The sequence below is a fragment of the Litoreibacter janthinus genome (assembly GCF_900111945.1).
Classification (GTDB): domain Bacteria; phylum Pseudomonadota; class Alphaproteobacteria; order Rhodobacterales; family Rhodobacteraceae; genus Litoreibacter; species Litoreibacter janthinus.
Genome location: NZ_FOYO01000001.1, coordinates 2,515,871 through 2,535,323, shown reverse-complemented (window position 1 = coordinate 2,535,323; position 19,453 = coordinate 2,515,871). Strand labels below are relative to the sequence as shown.

The following is a 19,453-nucleotide window of genomic DNA, read 5'->3' as shown; positions in this document are numbered from 1 at the left end:
CTTCGTATGAACCATTCTGCTTTAGCTGGTCTCTAGCTTGCCGCGCTGCGTTAGCTATTGCCGGAAAGCGCATGTACTATCTGTAAATTACTCGACAGGATGGTTTCCACGCCCTAGTTATCTACTCGGAAATTCAAGGAACAACCGATGATCTCTGTACTTGTCCTCAATGGGCCAAATCTGAATTTGCTTGGCACCCGCCAGCCCGAGGTCTACGGTTCCGTTACTCTGGCCGATGTTGAGGATCTGTGTAGAAACCACGGGGCGACAGTTGGATTGGACGTTACCTGTCTACAGTCCAACCATGAGGGCGTTCTGATTGATGCGATACATGAGGCCAAGGGCGTCCATGGAGGGATCGTAATGAATGCCGGTGCCTTCACACACACATCAGTAGCGATTATGGATGCCATTGCGTCTGTTGAATTGCCCGTCGTTGAGGTTCACTTGTCAAACATCCACGCCCGTGAAGAATTCCGGCACAAATCCTTCGTCGCTCCGGTGGCCTTGGGTCAGATCGCTGGGTTCGGCGCGACGAGTTATGTGTTGGCACTGGACGCTTTGGCAAAACATCTTGGGTCAGAGGCATGATTCAGGAGCATCTCAGTGCAATCATCGCAAGCAATTCACTTGAAGAGGTGTGGTCTCTTCACACGGCCAAAATGGCGGAATTTGGTTTTGACCGGATCGTCTACGGCTATACCCGCTTTCGCACGGGCAGCACGCTCGGAGATTTGCAAGATGCTCTTATCCTGACCAATCATGACGCAGCATATGTCGAACACTTCGTTGGCGATGGCGCATATTATCAAGGTCCGATGGTGGCTTGGGCCGCGGAGAATGTCGGAGCTTGTAGCTGGCGTATGATGCAGGAACTGGCGATGAGTGGTCAGCTCTCCCCTGGTGAGATGGAAGTTGTTGCCCTGAACCAGCGGTTGGATGTGACGGCTGGATACACAGTTAGCTTCCACGACGTATCGCTTAGGGCCAAAGGCGCCACGGGACTGACTGCACGCCGTGGTCTGACACAGGACGACGTTGACGCGGTCTGGATGCAACACGGCGCTGATCTTGAGCTTGCCAATAAGGTTATGCATCTCAAGGTCACGCAATTGCCGCACACGACGGGCCAGCGCCGGCCCCTTACAGCGCGGCAACGCGAAGTTTTGGAATGGGTCGCCGACGGTAAGACTATTCAGGACACCGCCACAATCATGGGGCTCAATCCGGCCACCGTGGAAAAACACCTGCGGCTGGCGCGGGAGACACTGGATGTCGATACGACGGCGCAGGCCATTCTCAAAGCGTCCAGCCAGAACCAGTTCTTCTTGATCGAGCGTTAACCAGCCCCCTCCCCTAAAGCTCAGGATTGTCAGGTCGGATCCGCCCTACGCCCGCAGGGTATGGAAAGCCGTACTTTGCATTTTCGTGCTGCGCCGCAATATAGCGACATGCCTTATGAGTGACGGCTTCGGCCGTGAGGCATATGTCAGGGTGCACCTTGCATTTTCAAGGGGTGCTGCCAGTTGAGAGATTCTTGATTGGCGCACATTTACCGGGGGTCTCGACAGCCTTCGGCGAATGCTAGCTCTCCTCCCTGTCGGGCCCGCATCATCCCCAGCATGGGGGTCTGACAATAAGAAACGGCGCGACGGGTTTAACCCTCGCGCCGTTTTAAGTTCTCAGATGATGTTTAAGGCCATTAGCCTTTCAGCGTTGCCGCAACTTCTTCTGCAAAGTTCTCTTCTTTCTTCTCGATGCCTTCGCCGACTTCTAGGCGAACGAAACCGGTGATCTCTACGCCAGCTTCTTTTGCAGCTTCGCCGACGGTGACGTCAGGGTTCACAACAAACTGCTGGTTCAGCAACGTCACTTCGGCCATGAATTTCTTCATACGGCCAACAATCATCTTTTCGATAACGGCCTCTGGCTTGCCGCTCTCACGAGCGATATCCATCTGGACGTTTTTCTCTTTTTCGACAACAGCCGGGTCCAAATCCGCTTCGGACAAGGACGCGGGGTTCACAGCCGCAACGTGCATAGCGACCTGTTTGCCGAACGCTTCGTTCTCAGCGGAAAGTGCCACCAGAACACCGATTTTGCCCATGCCCTCGGCAGCTGCGTTGTGGACGTAGGAAACCACGGACGGGCCTTCCAAACGGGCCATGCGGCGCAGGGACATGTTCTCACCGATCGTCGCGACCTTGGCAGTGATGACGTCAGCGACAGTTTTTCCGCCCATGTCAGCCGCAGCCAGTTCTTCTGTGGTTTTGACGCCGATTGCGACATCGGCCACGCCCGCAACCATGGCTTGGAATTCGGCGTTCTTACCAACGAAGTCGGTTTCCGAGTTCACTTCCACAGCGACACCAACACCGCCATCTACTTTAACTGCCACAAGGCCTTCTGCCGCTGTGCGGCCAGACTTCTTAGCAGCTTTTGCCAAGCCTTTGGTGCGCAGCCAATCAACAGCGGCTTCCATGTCGCCATCGGTTTCGGTCAGTGCTTTTTTTGCGTCCATCATGCCTGCGCCGGTCGAGTCGCGCAGTTCTTTCACCATTGCAGCGGTAATCGCCATCTTGGTTCTCCTAATAGATGAGGTTAGCCCCGAAGGCCGGTACGGCCCTCGGGTAAAAGATAAAGTGACGAAAGGCGCTTAGCCCTCGGCAGGTGCTTCGGCAGCAACAGCTTCTTCAACAGGAGCTTCTTCCATCGCACCGATATCAACACCAGCAGCGCCCATCTGTGCTTGCATGCCGTCCAGAGCCGCGCGGGCCACCAGATCGCAATACAGGCCGATGGCGCGCGATGCGTCGTCGTTGCCTGGGATCAGGTAGTCGATACCGTCTGGCGAGCAGTTGGTGTCAACCACTGCGATCACTGGGATGCCAAGTTTTTTGGCTTCTGCGATGGCGAGGTCTTCTTTGTTCACGTCGATCACGACCAGCAGGTCAGGGACGCCGCCCATTTCGCGGATACCGCCGAGGGAAGCCTGAAGCTTGCCTTGGTCACGCTCCATGCCCAGACGCTCTTTCTTGGTCAGGCCGGTAAAGCCGTTTTCCATAGCTTCGTCGATAGACTTCAGACGGTTGATCGAATTGGAAACTGTTTTCCAGTTCGTCAACGTGCCGCCCAACCAGCGGTGGTTCATGTAGTACTGTGCGCATTTCTCTGCGGCTTCGGCGATCGGGCGTTGTGCCTGACGCTTGGTGCCGACGAACAGAATGCGGCCGCCTTTTGCTGTGGTGTCGCGCACAACTTGCAGCGCTTGGTCCAGCATTGGGACGGTTTGGGTCAGGTCCATGATGTGGATCCCGTTCTTGGCGCCGTAGATATACGGGGCCATACGTGGGTTCCAGCGTTGGGTTTGGTGACCAAAGTGTACGCCAGCCTCAAGCAGCTGACGGAGCGAAAATTCTGGCAAAGCCATGTCCGTTTTCCTTTCCGGTTTAAGCCTCAGCGGGGTGTCAGAGGCGTTTGCCTCAACCGGTGGACGTCATGGGATTTCTCCCCCAATCAGCCCGACCCCGCCTGCGAAGTGTGCGCCAACTACCCCAAGACCCCCTGTGCTGCAAGCCCCAAAGGGCTGTTTGGGCGCCGAAAGGTGAGTGATGCGTGAGAACGGGGTGAAATTGCCATGCATTCGGCACCCTACACCTATTCAAAGCCTGTGCCGAGGCGCAGCGTGAGAGGGTCCGTTAACCCGTATTTGGAGTAAATGTTATGAAAACTGCTATTTTCGCACTCTTCGCCGCGGCCGTTTCCACCGCACCTGCTATCGCCGTGGAAGCTATGCGCTGCAACGTCCAAACCAGCCCCGGCGTCTATCAGCCTGTGTTGCGCATTGTCACCCAAGGCAGTTCGCGCGATATCCGACTTGGCGCGGAAGGTCTGACACGCAAGATATTCTACCGGGACCGGCGTGTGGTGGCCTATCTCGCTCAGGCGATGGGCGTGGCACCACGCGATTTGCCGACCCAGATATCAAGCGTTTGCGGTGCGGTGGATGAAGTCGCCGCACGCGCAGCGCCTGCTGTGGCCGCGGTCGCAGTCCCTGCCCCGCCACCACCACCTCCCGCTGCAATTGAGAGCGTGTCGGAAGGCGATACAGATGAGCCGGTTTACTAAGATCGCCCCTTGAACCTGCGCTCATGGCCTGCTCTTAAGTCGGCCATGAGCAAGACACCTGACATCCTGTGCATCGGTGCCGTCCTCTGGGACATCATCGGGCGCCACGACAACGATATGGAACGCGGCCATGACCGCCCCGGCCGCATCACCCGCGTGCCCGGCGGGGTGGCGATGAATATCGCTATGGCCCTGCAAGCCTATGGTATGACCCCTGCCCTATTGACCGCCATCGGCCGCGACGCAGAAGGCGACGAGTTGCTGCGCAGCTGTGCAGACATGGGGATGATCACCGATCACATCTACCGCCCTCACGACCTCCCAACAGACCGCTACATGGCCATCGAGGGCCGCAACGGTCTGATCGCGGCGATTGCGGACGCGCATTCGTTGGAACAGGCAGGCGACGCGATCCTTACGCCGATGTCACGTGCGCTGCAGGGGTGGACGGGGCTGGTGGGTCTCGACGGCAATCTCACAGTGGATTTGCTCTCCCAAATCGCTTCCGACGAGGCTTTCGCCAAGGCAGACCTGCGCCTTGCGCCCGCATCCCCCGGCAAGGCAGAGCGCCTGCGTCCGTTTCTGAGCCATCCGACAGCCACACTGTATGTAAACCTTGAAGAGGCTGGATTGTTGCTCGACACCACCTTTCAGGACAGTGCGACCGCTGCCACCGCGTTGTTGTCCAAAGGGTTGCACCGCGCACTGGTCACAAATGGCGCTGAGGCCGCATCTCTGGCCTTGGGCAACAAATTGTTAACCTTCACCCCGCCCAAAGTAGAGGTGAAGCGCATCACTGGTGCGGGCGATACATTCATGGCGGCTCATATTTCGGCCGAGGCGACAGGCGCGACGCCAGAGACCGCACTGCAAAACGCAATGAATGCGACTGCGACCTACATATCCGGAGACAGCTATTGATCCCCTTGCATTACGCCCCCGAGGTTGAGGCCGCCAAGGCCGCCGGTCGCCCGATCGTGGCGCTGGAAAGCACCATCATCACCCATGGCATGCCCTACCCTCAGAACGTAGAAACCGCACGGTTGGTGGAGCAAACGATCCGTGACAATGGGGCTGTTCCTGCGACGATAGCTGTTCTCTCCGGGCAGCTTCATATCGGACTGACCGAGGCCCAGCTCGACACGCTTGGGCAAGCCAAGGACGTCGCCAAGTTGTCGTGCGCCGATATCGCGGCTTGCATCGCGACAGGCGGAACAGGGGCTACGACCGTTGCAGCGACAATGATCGCCGCACGCTACGCAGGGATTGAGGTGTTTGCGACAGGTGGCATTGGCGGCGTTCATCGCGGGGCAGAGCTGAGTTTTGACATCTCCGCCGACTTGCAAGAACTGTCCCAGACCGCAGTCACTGTCGTTGCGGCGGGCGCTAAGGCCATTCTGGACCTGCCCAAGACCCTCGAAGTGCTAGAAACGCTTGGCGTGCCGGTGATCGCATACGGTCAAGACAGCCTGCCGGCCTTTTGGTCCCGAGGTTCCGCACTGAAAGCGCCCTTGCGCATGGATGACGCGCAGAGCATTGCCACGGCCCACAGAATGCGGGCCGCCTTGGGATTGCCCGGTGGGCAACTGATCGCTAACCCAATCCCTGCCGATGCCGAAATCCCAGCGGCGACGCTATCGCCGATCATCGAGAAAGCGCTAAGCGAAGCAGAAGCTCAAGGGATCGACGGAAAGTCGGTAACGCCCTTCTTGCTGGGGCGCATCTTTGAGCTGACCGACGGCGCGTCGCTGACGGCAAACATTGCGCTCGTGCTCAATAATGCGCGATTGGCGGCAGAAATCGCCCGAAACCTGACTTAAATACACGTTGAATACCTGAAGCGCCTCACTGCCCGCTTGTCGGATGCAAAGAGGGGACATACATAGGTGCCTGACCGCAAAGAGAGACCTTACGCGCCCATGCTGCTGGACGACCTCGACCCCGACCATAACAAGAAGCCTCCGCGCAGGCCGGGGCTATTCGCGCGGATGCGCGGCAACTTCCTCGCGGGGTTGGTGGTCATTGCGCCCATCGGCCTGACGATGTGGATGGTCTGGAGCGTCGTGGGCTGGATTGACAGCTGGGTTCTGCCCTTTGTCCCCTACCACTACCGCCCAGAGCAATATATCGGCATCAACCTGCGTGGCGTAGGTGTGCTGTTCTTCTTGATGTTCACCATGGTCATCGGCTGGATGGGTAAAGGCATCCTTGGCCGCTCGTTCCTGCGGTGGGGTGAAAGCCTTGTGGACCGCATGCCGGTTGTCCGCTCCATCTATAACGGCTTGAAGCAAATTGCTGAGACTGTGTTCTCGCAGCGCGAAACGTCCTTCGAGAAGGCTTGCCTTGTTGAGTATCCCCGTCGCGGGATCTGGGCGATTGCCTTCATTTCGACTGGTGCCAAGGGCGAGATCGATCGCGGCATCCCTGTCGAGGGTGACATCATGTCGGTCTTTTTACCTACCACCCCGAACCCGACTTCGGGATTCCTTCTCTTTGTGCCCAAGGCCGATGTTATAGAGTTGGAGATGACCGTGGAAGACGCGGCCAAATTGGTGATCTCGGCAGGCTTGGTCTATCCCAACAAGGAAGACCCGTCGCAGCCCCCTGCCGCGTTGGCTGCGCAGTAATCAGCGCTCCTCTAAGTGAAATCGGCGGCCCCGCAGGAGCCGCCGCTTAACTTTCTAAATGCAAGACGGGCTCATTCCGACCACCAAACATCCGGCTGAAAACCGATCCAGTCGCCATATATTGGCAGTTTGTCCGAGAACTTTAAGTTGGCGTCATGGGCAAGCAGTGAAACGTTTGAATACCACAGTGGCACTGCGTAGCGCCCCGCGATCAGGATCCGGTCCAGTGCTTTGACAGCAGCGCGGTAATCCTCTTGGCTTTCCGAGGTCAACATGCGTTGGATCATCGCTTCGGCCGCAGGGCTGTTCATCCCCATCAGATTGCGCGATCCAGGGTTGGTCACACCATCGCTGCCCCAATACGACATCTGTTCGTTTCCGGGGCTTAACGACAAGCCGCGAATAAAGTGTGTCATGTCAAAGTCATAGGCATCGGTTCGCTCGCGATACTGCGCGCTATCCACAACGGTGACTGTGGCGAAGATTCCCAGACGTTCCAGATGCTCCTTGTAGATGTTGACGATCGACTGATGCTCGGCGCTGCCCTGTTTGAGCAAAATGTCAAAAACAAAGGGCTTGCCGTCCTGTCCGGTCAGAACGCCGTCTTTTACGACCCAGCCCGCCTCTTCGAGCAGGCGCGAGGCTTCGCGGATGCCTTTGCGGTTACGGGCTGAGCCGTCGCTGGCTGGCAAAACATACCCCTCCAATGTGCCCGGCAGAAGCTGGCCCTTATAGGGTTCAAGCAGCTCAGCCACCTTGCCACTCGCTTCGCCCGGTTCCATCGCCAGAACAGAGTTATGGAAGTAGGACGCTATCCGTGGCAGCCCGTCACCACCATTCAGCTTTCCATTGATGAATTCGTAGTTGAAGGCTTGCAACATCGCTTCGCGCACTCGCCAGTCTTTGAAGATGTCGCGGCGGGTGTTCATCACAAACCCGTCGATCCCTGTCGGGCGCTGGTGCGGAATCTCCGACTTCACGACCTCACCATTGGTGACGCGCGGAAAGTTGTATTGTTGCGCCCATTTGGCGGTGCTGGTTTCGCGGATGGTATTCAGCTCGCCTGCTTTGAATGCCTCGAACATGGCGGTGGCGTCGCCGTAGAATTCCATCCTCAGTTCGTCGATATTGTTCGTGCCACGACGAAATGGCACGTCACGCCCCCAGTAATCAGGATTGCGCTTGAGAGAGACAAAGCGTCCCGCCTCAAAATCGTCAATCACGTAAGGCGCAGACGAGATCGGTATTGTGTCTAGTCCGCTGTCTTCAAAGCTCGCGTCGTCCCATTGGGCCTTCTTCAGGATGGCGCGCATTCCCATGATCAGTGCCAGTTCGCGATCCGGCTCCTTAAAGGTGAACCGAATATTGCCGTCAGCGGTGATCTCGGATTTCTCAATTTTTGCCCACGTGCCTGCGTAGCGCGGATGGCCTTTTGTTCCCAAAGTCTCGTAGGACCAGATCACATCTTCGGCGGTCACGGGGCTCCCGTCAGAGAATCGGGCCTCGGGCCGAAGCTTGAATTCGACCCAGAGATTCGTCGAATCGGTCTCCACGGTTTCGGCCAGAAGCCCGTAAAGCGTGAATGGCTCATCCCACGACTGCCCCATCAGGCTTTCATATGCGAGGAAGCGGAGTTGCCACGGAACGCGTCCTTTGCGGATATGCGGATTGAGCGAATCGAACCCCCCGACCTCTCCGGTAACGATTCTCCCTCCTGTGGGCGCATTTGGATTTGCGTATGGGAGGGACACAAAGTCTGGTGGAAGTGCCGGGTCGCCATACATAGCTATGCCATGCTGCGGCTCGGCAAATACTGCGGTGGTCGCAAGGAATGCTGTTGCCGCCAGTCCTGAACGCACAAATTGGAAATAGTTTGATTTCATTTGGGTAACAATCCTTCAACGCCCTGCTCTGGTTGAGGATCATGCTACGCAGGGTTTCTAACCTTTTCAAACTTTTAGCTTGGCGGGTGGCGGTGAAATGCTTATAAAGAGTGCACTGCTCGATAGGTTTCTTGCCTGTATGAAACCTGCCTCAATAACTTAACGCCAGCTTCGTGCTGGCGTTTTTTTTTGCCCGCAACCAGTCGCTCAGCTAAGTGAGCGTTACCTTTCTCTGTATTTCGCAGGTGCAGCATGTAATCTGCGCGCAAACGTGAATGAAAGGATTCCGCTCATGGCCCTCCCTGCCCCTCTTCTTGGTAAAACCGCTGTTGTGACTGGCTCGAATTCCGGCATTGGCCTCGGGATCGCGCGCGAGTTGGCGAAGGCCGGTGCGAATGTCGTGTTGAACTCCTACACCGCAAATAAAGAGGACCATGAACTCGCTGACGAAATCTCGCGCGTCACCGGAAACGAGGCGCGATATATCCAAGCTGACCTGTCCAAAGGCGACGATGCACGCCGTCTGATCGAGACGGCTGGAAAATGTGACATCCTTGTGAACAACGCAGGTATTCAGCATGTAGCCCCGATCGACGAATTTCCCGTCGAGAAATGGGATGCGATTATCGCAATCATGTTGAACTCTGTCTTCCACACCACTGCCGTGGCCTTGCCGATGATGCGTGCGGCGGGTTGGGGGCGAGTTATCAATATCTCCTCCGCCCATGGCCTGACGGCCTCCCCTTTCAAATCGGCCTATGTCGCGGCGAAGCATGGTGTTGTCGGGATGACCAAAGTGGTCGCGCTGGAAACGGCACAGGAACCTATCACTGCAAACGCTATTTGCCCGGGCTATGTGATGACGCCATTGGTCGAGGCACAAATCCCTGACACGATGAAGAAATACGATATGGATCGCGAAACGGTGATCCGCGAAGTCATGCTCCAACGTCAGCCGTCCAAAGAGTTCGCAACGACAGAACAGCTGGGTGGCGTAGCGACATTCCTTTGCTCCGACGCTGCGACGCAGATCACCGGCACGACCATCAGCGTCGATGGTGGCTGGACCGCACTGTGATCTTGATCACCATATTGGCTGCACCAGAATGAAGAAACATATCAACCTTGCCCTTCAGGGCGGCGGAGCGCATGGCGCGTTCACGTGGGGTGTGCTTGATCGCATCCTGGAGGATGACCGTATCGAGATTGCCGCGATCACCGGCACCTCTGCGGGGGCCTTGAATGGTGCCGCGCTGAAATCAGGCTTGTTGGAAGGCGAAGCAGATGGCGCCAAGGCCAAGCTGGACTGGCTGTGGGGCGAAATTGGTGCGACGGACCAATCTCACCTTCACAGTTGGATGCATGGCATCACACCGGGGTCGGTGAGCCACGCGGTAGAGTCGTCGCCACTTTACCAAGCCATCGACATCTATAGCCGGATGGCGAGCCCTTATAATCTTGGCTTGTTTTACACCCACCCTTTGCGCCCGATTGTGGAGCAACTGAACTTTGACGAGGTCTGCGCCAAAGAAGGCCCCGATCTGTTTATCTGTGCTACGAATGTACGCTCGGGGAAAATCCGCATTTTCGATCATGACGACACAGACACCGACGCTATTTTGGCGTCAGGCTGCTTGCCCACAATTTTTCAGGCGGTGGAAATCTTCGACCCTAAAACAGATCGGATCGAGGCTTATTGGGACGGCGGGTATATGGGCAACCCTGCCCTCTTTCCGCTGTTCGAGCCTCAGTTTCCTGAGGATGTGGTGATTGTGAACATCAACCCGCTTCACCGCGAGGAGCTGCCTCGCAAGGCGACGGAAATTCAGAACCGCATCAATGAGATCAGTTTCAACGGCTCGTTGTTTCGCGAATTGCGGGCGATCCAGTTCGTGCGCGACCTGATCGCTAAAGGCAAGGTGACACGTGGCTCTATGAAGGATGTGCTGGTGCATATGATCTCTGACGACGCGCTGATGACCCAGCTTTCCGTGGCGACCAAAAGTATCCCGACACCATATGTTCTGCATGAGTTGAAGTCGGCAGGGCGCAAGGCGGCGGATGGATTCCTTGACGCTCATTTCGATGATCTGGGGCAGAATTCCTCGGTCGATTTGCGCGCGATGTTTGAATAGTCTTAAAAGCGTTACAGCGCGACTTTAGTGAGTTGCGACTACTTTGGAGACACAATGGAAATCTTGGGTTTGCGCCGCTGCACCTCGGCCGTCTGGTTTAGAATTCTATCCCCGTACACATATGGTGATTTTTTATGACTGGTCGCAAACTTGCAGCTGAAGCATTGGGTACGACACTGCTTCTGATATCGGTCGTTGGGTCCGGCATCATGGGCGAAAGCCTAGCTGGCGGGAACACCGCCATCGCCCTGTTGGCAAACGCCATTGCCACGGGTTGTATGTTGTATGCGATCATCACTGTCCTTGGCCCGATTTCCGGCGCGCACTTTAATCCTGCCGTGACGCTCGCCTTCCTCGTTCGTTGGGAAATCGCGCCGGCAATGGCTGTGGCCTATGTTCTGGCGCAAGTCTTGGGCGGCATATTGGGGGTCTGGATCACCCATTTGATGTTTGATCTGCCAATCCTGCAACTCTCCACAACAGAACGCGCAGGGCTCGGGCAATGGAGTGCAGAGGCCGTCGCCATGTTTGGCCTTCTGTTTGTGATCTTTGGCGGGCTGGCGGCCCGAGCGGATTCTGTCCCGACCCTTGTGGCGCTGTATATCACCGGCGCTTACTGGTTCACGGCATCCACTAGCTTCGCCAATCCCGCTGTGTCCATCGCGCGGAGCTTAACAGATACGTTCGCTGGTATTTTGCCCGCGCACGCGCCAGGCTTCATTGCAGTGCAAGTCGCCGCGACGCTGGTCTCCGTTCCGCTGCTAGGCTGGCTGTTCAGGTCATCGAAGTGACCCAAAGGATCAGCGCGTCTTCGGCGCTGGTCGATACCAAATTGTGCCCCATCGAAGCGTCGTAATAGGCGCTATCGCCGCGTTTCATGTCAACCGGTTCGTAGAACTCGGTAAACAGCCGCACGGAGCCGGTCAGAACATACAGGAACTCTTCACCGTCATGACGCACCCAGCCGTCGAATTCTTCGAAGCTGCGGGCGCGAATGCGGGCACGGTAGGGCAGCATTGCCTTCTTTGTCAGGCCAGCATTCAGCAATTCGTGTTCATAGGTAGGCGTGACATGGGTGGAGCCTTCGTCGGAGCGGGTCACGTCCATCCGGCCATTCACCTGTGCCTTCTTCGGCGGGGTGAACAGTTGCGGCATGCCGATGCCCAATCCTTCGGCAAGCTTCTTCATCAGCTCGAATGTCGGCGACATCTGATCGTTCTCGATCTTCGAGAGGGTCGAGCGTGCCAAACCCGCTTCCTTCGCAGCCTGCTCCAACGTCCAGTCACGCGCCTTGCGCAATTCGCGAACGCGCGCGCCAAGGTTTAGCGGCTCGACAGGGCTGTTCTCGCCGCTGGCGCGGGCAAGGCGGATAAGGCTGGGTTCGTCTTTGCTGGTCATGGTCGATCTTTTAGCGCCCTCTTGCAGCTCCTTGCAATGGGGGCTAGCCCTTTGGGCCATGCAATCTGTCTTCGATCAGGGCCCACCGCCACCCTGCCCCGCACCGTTCAATATGGCAGCTTACGTGCTGTCGCGAGCCAAAGAGTTGGGCGACAAGCCGGCGCTGCAAGTCGTGGGCGCAGAACCAGATATACTAAGCTACGGCGCGCTCTATGACCGAGTGACAGCCGTAGCAGGTGGCTTAAAGGCATTGGGCTTGTCGGAAGGTGACCGCGTGTTGTTTCGGTTGGGGAATACACCGGACTTTCCCGTGGCGTATCTGGCCTGCATTTGGGTTGGTCTGGTTCCGATCCCCGCCTCGTCGCAATTGACAGCATTTGAGGCCACCGAAATTGCACGTCAAACCAACCCCGCCTTGGTTTTGCATCAGGTTGGGGTATCGCTTCCCGATCACCCTGCCCCTGTTCTGGCCTCCTTGCCGGTTGCCGAACCTGCCTTGCCCGTATTGGGTGATCCCAACAGGCTCGCCTATATCATCTTCACTTCGGGCACGTCTGGTCGGCCCAGCGGTGTGCGCCATGCGCATCGTGCCATCTGGGCGCGTCGGATGATGTGGGACGGCTGGTACAGTTTGACCGAGCAAGATCGGGTGCTTCATGCCGGTGCGTTCAACTGGACCTACACCCTTGGCACAGGCTTGATGGACCCGTGGAGCGCCGGTGCCACCGCACTGATCCCTGCTAGCGGCATTCCCTCCGAAGCATTGGGCGGCTTGGTCGCGGAGCATCAGGCAAGTATCTTTGCAGCAGCACCAGGCGTTTATCGGCAGATATTAAAGTCGCCTTTGCCACAGATGCCCAACCTGCGTCACGGTTTGTCGGCGGGCGAAAGTTTGCCCCATGCGATCCGCCGGAAATGGGCGGAGGCTACGGGAACCGACATTCATGAGGCATTGGGCATGTCAGAGTGTTCCACCTTCATCTCGGGGAGCCCAAGCGCGCCCGCGGCGCCAAACACCTCCGGAAGACCGCAGGACGGGCGCCGCATCGCCGTCCTTCATGATGGACAGCCTGTAGCCCCGGATACTCCCGGCTTGCTGGCGATCCACCGCGACGATCCGGGCCTGATGTTGGGGTATCTGGATTCTGACCTGCCGTCTGGAGATTGGTTCATCACCGCCGACACCGTTTCGATGAGTGCGCAGGGCGACGTGACTTACTTGGGGCGCAATGACGATATGATGAACGCGGGTGGCTACCGCGTATCGCCCTTGGAGGTCGAAGCAGCTTTCTCTCAATCGCTTGGCATTACCGGCTGTGCCGCGACAGCTGTTGAAATCAAGGCGGACACTCAGGTCATCGCGCTGTTCTACACAGCGGACGCATTGATCGACGAGGCCGTTCTGCGCGCACATGCACAGACGCTGCTCGCAAGATACAAGCAGCCACGTCTTTACATCCACCGCGACACGTTGCCTAAAGGCGGAAACGGCAAGCTGAACCGACGCTTGCTTCGCGACGCATTTGAGGCCCTTGATGATTAAGCTCGACATTATTTCCGACGTTATTTGCCCGTGGTGCTATATCGGCAAAGCCCATCTGGACCGCGCCCTTGAGGCGAATCCAGACCACCCGTTCACCATCGAATGGCACCCGTTTCAGCTGAACCCGACGATGCCAGAAAATGGCATGGATCGCCGCGAGTATCTGGAGCACAAATTCGGCGGCAAAGAGGGTGCGGTGCGGGTCTATGCCCAAATCGCGCAGGCCGCAGAGGCCGCTGGACTCGACATTGATTTTGGTGCGATTCAGCGCACGCCCAACACGATCAATGCGCACCGCTTGATCCATTGGGCCGGGTTGGAGGGCCGTCAGACCGCAGTCGTCTCGAAACTGTTCAAAGCCTATTTCAAAGAGGGTCGCGACATCGGCGACATAAATGTGCTGCTCGACATTGCGGAGGCCGCGGAAATGGACCGCGCGATGGTCGAACGCCTCTTTGCGACCGATCAAGACGTCGCGGACATTCGCGCCCGTGATGCCAATGCCCGAGAGCGCGGCGTATCCGGCGTGCCGACCTTTGTTGTCGCCAATCAACATGTCCTGTCCGGTGCGCAGCAGCCTGATCTTTGGGGCAATGTGATCGGCGAGATCAACGAGCAGCTTGCAGCGCAGGAATGATCACGGCCCACCTTCCTTCCGGCTACATCCTTGGTCGAACTGCACAACGCTATGGCGTTCATCCTTGGTTGATGCCTGCGGCGCTACTTGGGGCTGTCCTGCCCGACTTTGATCTGATCTGGTTTTACCTCATCGATAATCGCGCTTTCCATCATCATTCCTACTGGGTGCACATTCCGGGATTCTGGCTTGTCGTCGCCGCCCTCACGCTGCTTGGCTTGCGCCAAGTCCGTCCAAGATGGTTGCCCCCAGCCCGAGTATTCTTCGCGGCAATCTTCTTGCATCTGGTGCTCGACACAGTTGCGGGTGACATCGCGTGGGCTTGGCCCTTCAGTGACCGGTTCTTCCACTTTTTCACAGTTCCAGCCACCCAGAGCCATTTTATTCTATCCTTCCTCCTGCATTGGACCTTTTCGCTGGAGTTGATGATCTGGGCGCTCGCCATCTATCTGTATGCAAAGGTCAAACTATGAACCGCCCCACACGGAGGCTTTCGCAGCCCGAGTTCATCGCATTGATTGCACTGACCTTCGCCATGGTGGCGTTCAGCACCGACTCGATGTTGCCCGCGCTGCCAGAAATCGCACAAGCGTTGACGCCAGATAATCCGAACAGGGCGCAGTTGGTGTTGACCAGCTTTATATTGGGGATGGGGATCGGGACATTATTCACCGGACCGCTCTCGGATCGTTTTGGCCGTAAGCCGGTGATCCTTGGCGGAGCGGTGCTCTTTGTCATCGGTGCTGCAATGGCTGGTCAGGCAGAGACAATGGAAACTATGCTCGCCAGTCGTATTGTGCAGGGGCTCGGGGTTGCGGGACCAAGGATCGTTGCAATCGCAATTGTCCGGGACTTGTATGAGGGTCGGTCGATGGCGGCAATCATGTCCTATGCGATGATGATTTTTACCCTCGTCCCCGCAGTGGCCCCCCTACTGGGCAGCTACATTATCGCTTATCTTGGCTGGCGCGCGGTGTTCTACAGCTTTGTGTTGTTTGCCTTTGTGGTGATCGGTTGGTTGATGATCCGCCAGCCCGAGACTTTGCCCCCGGAGGCTCGCCGTCCGTTCAAGCCATCAGCGTTGCTCGCGGCTATGAAAGAGTGCTTTTCCTATCGGGTCTTCACCCTATCGACCTCGGTCCAAATTCTGGCTTACGGAATGCTGTTTGGTTGCCTGAGCTCGACCCAGCAGATCTTCGAGACTACCTTTGATCGCGGTGCTGAATTCCCATTCTGGTTCGCGCTCATCGCACTTATTGCCGGCACGGCCTCGATCATCAATGCGCGGCTTGTGGTGCGTCTTGGCATGCAGCGCATGATATCTTTCGGGTTGGGCATGCAAATTGCCTTCTCCCTTGCGGTCCTGATGGCGACCGTATTTGGCAATGTGCCCTTTGCGCTTTACATCATATGGACCATATCTTTGTTCTTTATGGCGGGTTTGGTCATCGGGAACCTCAACGCCATGGCGATGGAGCCGGTTGGCCATATCGCGGGGCTTGCGTCCTCGGTGATAGGCGCGGTAGCGACCATTCTGGGTGTGGCGATTGCCGCCCCCATCGGGCTGGCGTTCAATGGCACGCCGCTGCCGCTGGCGATTGGCACAGCGCTGTTGTCAACCTTGGGCTTCGTCTTGGTGAAGCGCGGTCTACGCTAGGCTTTTTTCGCGGGTTTGAATGTTCCGGCATGTTCCGCCAGATCACGGGCTATGGCGAAGGCTCCCTTGATCTTGTCAGCCTCGTTCTTCCAGTCCCGCTTCACCACAACCTTGTTGTCGCGCAGCTTGGCCATATTCCGTTCGTCTTGAAGATAGGCAACCAGCCCTTCGGGTTTGGCGAATTTGTTGTTGTGGAACTCGATTGTGGCACCACGCTCACCCGCGTTCAGCTTGGCGATCCCTGCCCGCTTGCACATCGCTTTGATCCGCACGACCAGCATCAACGTGTTGACCTCGCGCGGCAGCTTGCCGAAGCGGTCAATCAACTCTGCCGCGAAGCCTTCTAGCTCCACCTTGGTGGTCAGGCCGGATAAGCGACGATAGAGGCCCAAACGCACGTCCAGATCAGGCACGTAGTCCTCGGGGATGAGGACCGGTACGCCGAGATTGATCGTGGGCGCCCATTGACCGTCATCATCGGTAAGCCCTTCCATCTGGCCGGAGCGTATTTTGGCCACGGCCTCTTCCAGCATCGACTGATAAAGCTCGTAGCCGACTTCGCGCATATTGCCTGATTGCTCCTCACCCAGAACATTACCTGCGCCCCTGATATCAAGGTCTTGGCTGGCGATGTTAAACCCGGCTCCGAGACTGTCAATGGACCCCAAAACCCGCAAACGCTTCTCTGCCGTCGGCGTCAGTTTCTGGCGAGGCTTGGTGGTCAGATAGGCATAGGCGCGGGTCTTGGAGCGCCCGACGCGACCGCGGATCTGATACAGCTGGCTCAGGCCAAACATGTCCGCGCGGTGAATGATCATCGTGTTGGCGGTCGGGATATCGATGCCGGATTCCACAATCGTCGTGGCCAGCAACACGTCATACTTGCCATCGTAGAAAGCATTCATCCGGCTGTCCAACTCGCCCGGTGCCATTTGGCCGTGGGCAACGAGATAGGTGACTTCAGGCACATGCTCCTTCAGCCATTCCTCAATCCCCGGTAAATCGGTGACACGCGGCACGACATAGAAGCTTTGCCCGCCACGGTAGTGCTCGCGCAGCAGCGCTTCGCGGATGGTCACAGTGTCGAATTCCGAAACATAGGTGCGGATGGCCAACCGGTCGATTGGCGGCGTGCCGATGATCGACAGCTCACGGACACCAGACAGGCTCAGCTGCAATGTGCGCGGGATTGGCGTGGCTGACAGCGTGAGCACGTGAATGTCGGAGCGTAGCTGCTTCAGCCGCTCTTTGTGTTGCACGCCAAAGTGTTGTTCTTCATCGACAATCAGCAGGCCAAGGTTTTTGATGTTGACCTGTTTGGACAACACTGCATGGGTGCCGACCACGATGTCAATTGTGCCATCTGCGAGGCCCTTGCGGGTCTCGGTCGCCTCCTTGGTCCCGACAAACCGCGACAGCTGTCGCACATTGATCGGGAAGCCGCGGAAGCGGTCTCTGAAGCTTTGGGTGTGCTGACGTGACAACAAGGTGGTCGGGGCCACCACCGCCACCTGCAAGCCGCTGGCCGCCGCGATAAATGCGGCGCGCATAGCGACTTCCGTTTTGCCGAAACCAACGTCGCCGCAGACCAAGCGATCCATCGGGCGACCCTTGGCCAGATCGTCCATCACCGCCTCGATCGTGGTGAGCTGGTCTTCTGTTTCCTCATACGGGAAGCGCGCGCAGAAGGCTTCCCACATGTCCGCCGGCGCCTCCAGAATAGGAGCGCGGCGGAGTTCGCGTTCTGCAGCGATGCGGATCAGGCGATCTGCCATATCGCGGATGCGCTGCTTTAGGCGGGCCTTCTTGGCCTGCCATGCGCCACCACCCAGCTTGTCGAGTAAGCCTTCCTCGTGACCATAGCGCGACAGCAGTTCAACATTCTCGACCGGCAGATACAGCCGGTCCCCGCCCGCATATTCCAGCAAGATACATTCATGCGGTGCGCCCGCTGCGGTGACCGTCTCCAAGCCGATGTAGCGCCCGATCCCGTGGTCCACATGGACGATCAACTCGCCCAAAGACAGGCCCTGAGCTTCAGTCAGGAAGTTTTCTGCCCGCTTGGTCTTTTTGGCGCGGCGGATCAGCCTGTCGCCCAAGACGTCCTGCTCCGAGATGACAGCAAGTCCGGCTGCAGTGAAGCCCTGTTCCAGACCCCAAACCGTCAGGTGTACTCCAGTTGGGCCAACGTCTTTGAAGGACGAAACAAGCTTGATGTCGTGGATATCCTGATCGTCGAGAAGCCCTTGAAGTCGCTCTCGCGCACCGTCCGAGAAACTGGCGATGACTACCGCGCGCTCGGTCTTAAGTGCGTTAATATGATTTGCCAAAGCGCTGAAAATGTTACGATCTTCGGCTTGACGTTCAGGAGCGAAATTGCGCCCGATCCTGCCACCCGCGTCCGTTACACCTGCGCCCGTTGCCTGAGGAAGGACCGCCAGTTGCAGAACCCGAGAGTTGCTCAGCGCGGCTTTGAAGGCCGCGTCGTCGAGATAGAGCAATTTCGGCGGGACAGGTTTGTAAACGCTGTCCACGCGGGCCTTGGATTTCAGGGCCTCTGCGCGATTGTCATATTGATCCGCTATGCTGTCCCAGCGGGCCAGTCTGGACGGTTCTGTCTGGTCATCGAGTGCCACCACCGCGTCCGGAAGATAATCAAAGATGGTTTCCAGCTTTTCGTGGAAGAACGGCAGCCAGTGCTCCACGCCTTGATGCTTTCGACCCGCCGAGATCGCTTCATAGAGCGGATCGTCAGTCCCTGCCGCGCCGAATTCGATGCGGTAGTTCTGGCGGAAGCGCGTGATTGCGGCCTCGTCCAGAATAACCTCGGAGACCGGGGCGAGTTCAATGCGCGACAGCTTTTCAGTCGTCCGTTGGGTGGCCGCATCAAAGCGGCGGGCTCCGTCAAGAACATCCCCAAACAGGTCCAAACGCACAGGGCCCGTTTCACCGGGCGGGAAGATGTCGATAATCCCGCCACGCACGGCATAATCGCCCGGCTCCATCACTGTCGGGCTTTGAGAGAAGCCCATGCGGACCAGATAATCGCGCAAGGCCTTCTCATTGATCTGCTTGCCAACTTCGGCCACGAAAGACGCTCCGGCCAAAACGTCCCGCGCAGGGACGTATTGCGTCGCGGCCGCGAGAGTCGTCAGCAAAATATAAGGACCGGGGACGCCGCCAGCCAGACCCGCCAACGTCGCCATACGCGCCGCAGCGACATCGGCATTGGGCGAGACGCGGTCATACGGCAAGCAGTCCCATGCAGGGAAATCCAGCACGGGCACTTCGGGGGCGAAGAAAGCCAACGCAGTGCGCATCGCGGCCATGCGCTTGTCGTCTCGGGCCACATGCACCACAGGGCCGCGTTTCAACTCCTTAAGCAGAAGTTGCGCGTCATAGCCCTCTGGGGCGCCGGAAACGGTGATCATATCCATGGCCGCTG

At 57.6% G+C, this 19,453-nt stretch carries 18 protein-coding genes; 13 read left to right on the top strand and 5 right to left on the bottom strand.

Going from position 1 to position 19,453, the window contains the following annotated elements; genetic code table 11:
• The first annotated feature begins 147 nt into the window (after positions 1 to 147).
• Both aroQ and BM352_RS12680 read left to right on the top strand, forming a co-directional pair.
• Positions 148 to 591 carry a type II 3-dehydroquinate dehydratase gene (gene aroQ, locus BM352_RS12685; RefSeq protein WP_090217371.1) on the top strand — a complete coding sequence of 148 codons (444 nt, stop codon included), beginning with the start codon at positions 148 to 150 and terminating at the stop codon, positions 589 to 591.
• Positions 588 to 1,343, top strand: a complete 756-nt coding sequence (locus BM352_RS12680) for a LuxR family transcriptional regulator (protein ID WP_090217369.1) — start codon at positions 588 to 590, stop codon at positions 1,341 to 1,343. The genes aroQ and BM352_RS12680 overlap by 4 nt, the downstream gene beginning before the upstream one ends.
• 359 nt (positions 1,344 to 1,702) lie before the next feature.
• On the opposite strand, the gene tsf is transcribed toward BM352_RS12680, so the two are convergent.
• The gene (gene tsf, locus BM352_RS12675) at positions 1,703 to 2,578 is read right to left on the bottom strand and encodes a translation elongation factor Ts (RefSeq protein WP_090217366.1); all 876 of its coding nucleotides are present in this window, start codon (positions 2,576 to 2,578) and stop codon (positions 1,703 to 1,705) included.
• Between the two features lie 78 nt (positions 2,579 to 2,656).
• Positions 2,657 to 3,430, bottom strand: coding sequence for a 30S ribosomal protein S2 (gene rpsB / locus BM352_RS12670; protein WP_090217364.1), 774 nt, complete (start codon positions 3,428 to 3,430; stop codon positions 2,657 to 2,659).
• A gap of 293 nt (positions 3,431 to 3,723) precedes the next feature.
• Between rpsB and BM352_RS12665 the strand changes: the two genes are divergently transcribed.
• From BM352_RS12665 to BM352_RS12650, 4 genes are all read left to right on the top strand, one after another.
• Entirely contained in the window at positions 3,724 to 4,128 is a 405-nt protein-coding gene (locus BM352_RS12665; protein WP_090217362.1) for a hypothetical protein, read from the top strand.
• A 45-nt stretch (positions 4,129 to 4,173) separates the two neighbouring features.
• Positions 4,174 to 5,049, top strand: a complete 876-nt coding sequence (locus BM352_RS12660; RefSeq protein WP_090217360.1) for a PfkB family carbohydrate kinase — start codon at positions 4,174 to 4,176, stop codon at positions 5,047 to 5,049.
• Complete coding sequence (locus BM352_RS12655; RefSeq protein ID WP_090217358.1) at positions 5,046 to 5,948, top strand: pseudouridine-5'-phosphate glycosidase; 903 nt, start codon at positions 5,046 to 5,048, stop codon at positions 5,946 to 5,948. Before BM352_RS12660 ends, BM352_RS12655 begins: the two co-directional genes overlap by 4 nt.
• Positions 5,949 to 6,047: 99 nt before the next feature.
• A complete protein-coding gene (locus BM352_RS12650) occupies positions 6,048 to 6,755 on the top strand; it encodes a DUF502 domain-containing protein (RefSeq protein WP_090217356.1) in 708 nt (235 codons plus the stop codon).
• Between the two features lie 71 nt (positions 6,756 to 6,826).
• On the opposite strand, the gene BM352_RS12645 is transcribed toward BM352_RS12650, so the two are convergent.
• On the bottom strand, positions 6,827 to 8,638 hold the full coding sequence (locus tag BM352_RS12645) for an extracellular solute-binding protein (protein WP_090217354.1): 1,812 nt from the start codon (positions 8,636 to 8,638) through the stop codon (positions 6,827 to 6,829).
• 292 nt (positions 8,639 to 8,930) lie between these two features.
• Here BM352_RS12645 and BM352_RS12640 point away from each other — a divergent pair, with 292 nt between their 5' ends.
• The 3 genes from BM352_RS12640 to BM352_RS12630 all read left to right on the top strand — a co-directional run bounded on the left by BM352_RS12640 (position 8,931) and on the right by BM352_RS12630 (position 11,564).
• On the top strand, positions 8,931 to 9,716 hold the full coding sequence (locus tag BM352_RS12640; RefSeq protein ID WP_090217352.1) for a 3-hydroxybutyrate dehydrogenase: 786 nt from the start codon (positions 8,931 to 8,933) through the stop codon (positions 9,714 to 9,716).
• A 28-nt stretch (positions 9,717 to 9,744) separates the two neighbouring features.
• Positions 9,745 to 10,773, top strand: coding sequence for a patatin-like phospholipase family protein (locus BM352_RS12635; protein ID WP_090217350.1), 1,029 nt, complete (start codon positions 9,745 to 9,747; stop codon positions 10,771 to 10,773).
• A gap of 134 nt (positions 10,774 to 10,907) precedes the next feature.
• Positions 10,908 to 11,564 (top strand): aquaporin, encoded by a 657-nt coding sequence (locus tag BM352_RS12630; RefSeq protein WP_090217348.1) that lies wholly within the window; start codon positions 10,908 to 10,910, stop codon positions 11,562 to 11,564.
• Here BM352_RS12630 and BM352_RS12625 read toward each other — a convergent pair.
• On the bottom strand, positions 11,548 to 12,171 hold the full coding sequence (locus BM352_RS12625) for a helix-turn-helix domain-containing protein (RefSeq protein WP_090217346.1): 624 nt from the start codon (positions 12,169 to 12,171) through the stop codon (positions 11,548 to 11,550). The genes BM352_RS12630 and BM352_RS12625 overlap by 17 nt on opposite strands.
• Before the next feature lie 58 nt (positions 12,172 to 12,229).
• On the opposite strand from BM352_RS12625, the gene BM352_RS12620 reads away from it, so the two are divergent.
• Genes BM352_RS12620 through BM352_RS12605 form a run of 4 tightly spaced genes read left to right on the top strand, consistent with a single transcriptional unit; the run spans position 12,230 to position 16,008 of the window.
• Positions 12,230 to 13,714, top strand: coding sequence for a class I adenylate-forming enzyme family protein (locus tag BM352_RS12620; RefSeq protein WP_090220237.1), 1,485 nt, complete (start codon positions 12,230 to 12,232; stop codon positions 13,712 to 13,714).
• Positions 13,707 to 14,351, top strand: a complete 645-nt coding sequence (locus tag BM352_RS12615; RefSeq protein ID WP_090217343.1) for a DsbA family oxidoreductase — start codon at positions 13,707 to 13,709, stop codon at positions 14,349 to 14,351. The genes BM352_RS12620 and BM352_RS12615 overlap by 8 nt, the downstream gene beginning before the upstream one ends.
• Positions 14,348 to 14,824: a metal-dependent hydrolase gene (locus tag BM352_RS12610; RefSeq protein WP_090217341.1), complete on the top strand. Its 477-nt coding sequence runs from the start codon at positions 14,348 to 14,350 to the stop codon at positions 14,822 to 14,824. The genes BM352_RS12615 and BM352_RS12610 overlap by 4 nt, the downstream gene beginning before the upstream one ends.
• A complete protein-coding gene (locus BM352_RS12605) occupies positions 14,821 to 16,008 on the top strand; it encodes a multidrug effflux MFS transporter (RefSeq protein WP_090217339.1) in 1,188 nt (395 codons plus the stop codon). Before BM352_RS12610 ends, BM352_RS12605 begins: the two co-directional genes overlap by 4 nt.
• Here BM352_RS12605 and mfd read toward each other — a convergent pair.
• A complete protein-coding gene (gene mfd, locus BM352_RS12600) occupies positions 16,005 to 19,445 on the bottom strand; it encodes a transcription-repair coupling factor (RefSeq protein WP_090217337.1) in 3,441 nt (1,146 codons plus the stop codon). The genes BM352_RS12605 and mfd overlap by 4 nt on opposite strands.
• Between the last annotated feature and the right edge of the window lie 8 nt (positions 19,446 to 19,453).

What these genes read in the sequence shown, in the direction of transcription:
- BM352_RS12625 (WP_090217346.1), bottom strand. Translation starts at nt 12,171, where the DNA reads ATGACCAGCAAAGACGAACCCAGCCTTATCCGCCTTGCCCGCGCCAGC.
- BM352_RS12680 (WP_090217369.1), top strand. Translation starts at nt 588, where the DNA reads ATGATTCAGGAGCATCTCAGTGCAATCATCGCAAGCAATTCACTTGAA.
- aroQ (WP_090217371.1), top strand. Translation starts at nt 148, where the DNA reads ATGATCTCTGTACTTGTCCTCAATGGGCCAAATCTGAATTTGCTTGGC.
- BM352_RS12630 (WP_090217348.1), top strand. Translation starts at nt 10,908, where the DNA reads ATGACTGGTCGCAAACTTGCAGCTGAAGCATTGGGTACGACACTGCTT.
- mfd (WP_090217337.1), bottom strand. Translation starts at nt 19,445, where the DNA reads ATGGATATGATCACCGTTTCCGGCGCCCCAGAGGGCTATGACGCGCAA.
- BM352_RS12660 (WP_090217360.1), top strand. Translation starts at nt 4,174, where the DNA reads ATGAGCAAGACACCTGACATCCTGTGCATCGGTGCCGTCCTCTGGGAC.
- BM352_RS12610 (WP_090217341.1), top strand. Translation starts at nt 14,348, where the DNA reads ATGATCACGGCCCACCTTCCTTCCGGCTACATCCTTGGTCGAACTGCA.
- rpsB (WP_090217364.1), bottom strand. Translation starts at nt 3,430, where the DNA reads ATGGCTTTGCCAGAATTTTCGCTCCGTCAGCTGCTTGAGGCTGGCGTA.
- BM352_RS12615 (WP_090217343.1), top strand. Translation starts at nt 13,707, where the DNA reads ATGATTAAGCTCGACATTATTTCCGACGTTATTTGCCCGTGGTGCTAT.
- tsf (WP_090217366.1), bottom strand. Translation starts at nt 2,578, where the DNA reads ATGGCGATTACCGCTGCAATGGTGAAAGAACTGCGCGACTCGACCGGC.
- BM352_RS12645 (WP_090217354.1), bottom strand. Translation starts at nt 8,638, where the DNA reads ATGAAATCAAACTATTTCCAATTTGTGCGTTCAGGACTGGCGGCAACA.
- BM352_RS12605 (WP_090217339.1), top strand. Translation starts at nt 14,821, where the DNA reads ATGAACCGCCCCACACGGAGGCTTTCGCAGCCCGAGTTCATCGCATTG.
- BM352_RS12620 (WP_090220237.1), top strand. Translation starts at nt 12,230, where the DNA reads ATGCAATCTGTCTTCGATCAGGGCCCACCGCCACCCTGCCCCGCACCG.
- BM352_RS12640 (WP_090217352.1), top strand. Translation starts at nt 8,931, where the DNA reads ATGGCCCTCCCTGCCCCTCTTCTTGGTAAAACCGCTGTTGTGACTGGC.
- BM352_RS12635 (WP_090217350.1), top strand. Translation starts at nt 9,745, where the DNA reads ATGAAGAAACATATCAACCTTGCCCTTCAGGGCGGCGGAGCGCATGGC.
- BM352_RS12665 (WP_090217362.1), top strand. Translation starts at nt 3,724, where the DNA reads ATGAAAACTGCTATTTTCGCACTCTTCGCCGCGGCCGTTTCCACCGCA.
- BM352_RS12650 (WP_090217356.1), top strand. Translation starts at nt 6,048, where the DNA reads ATGCTGCTGGACGACCTCGACCCCGACCATAACAAGAAGCCTCCGCGC.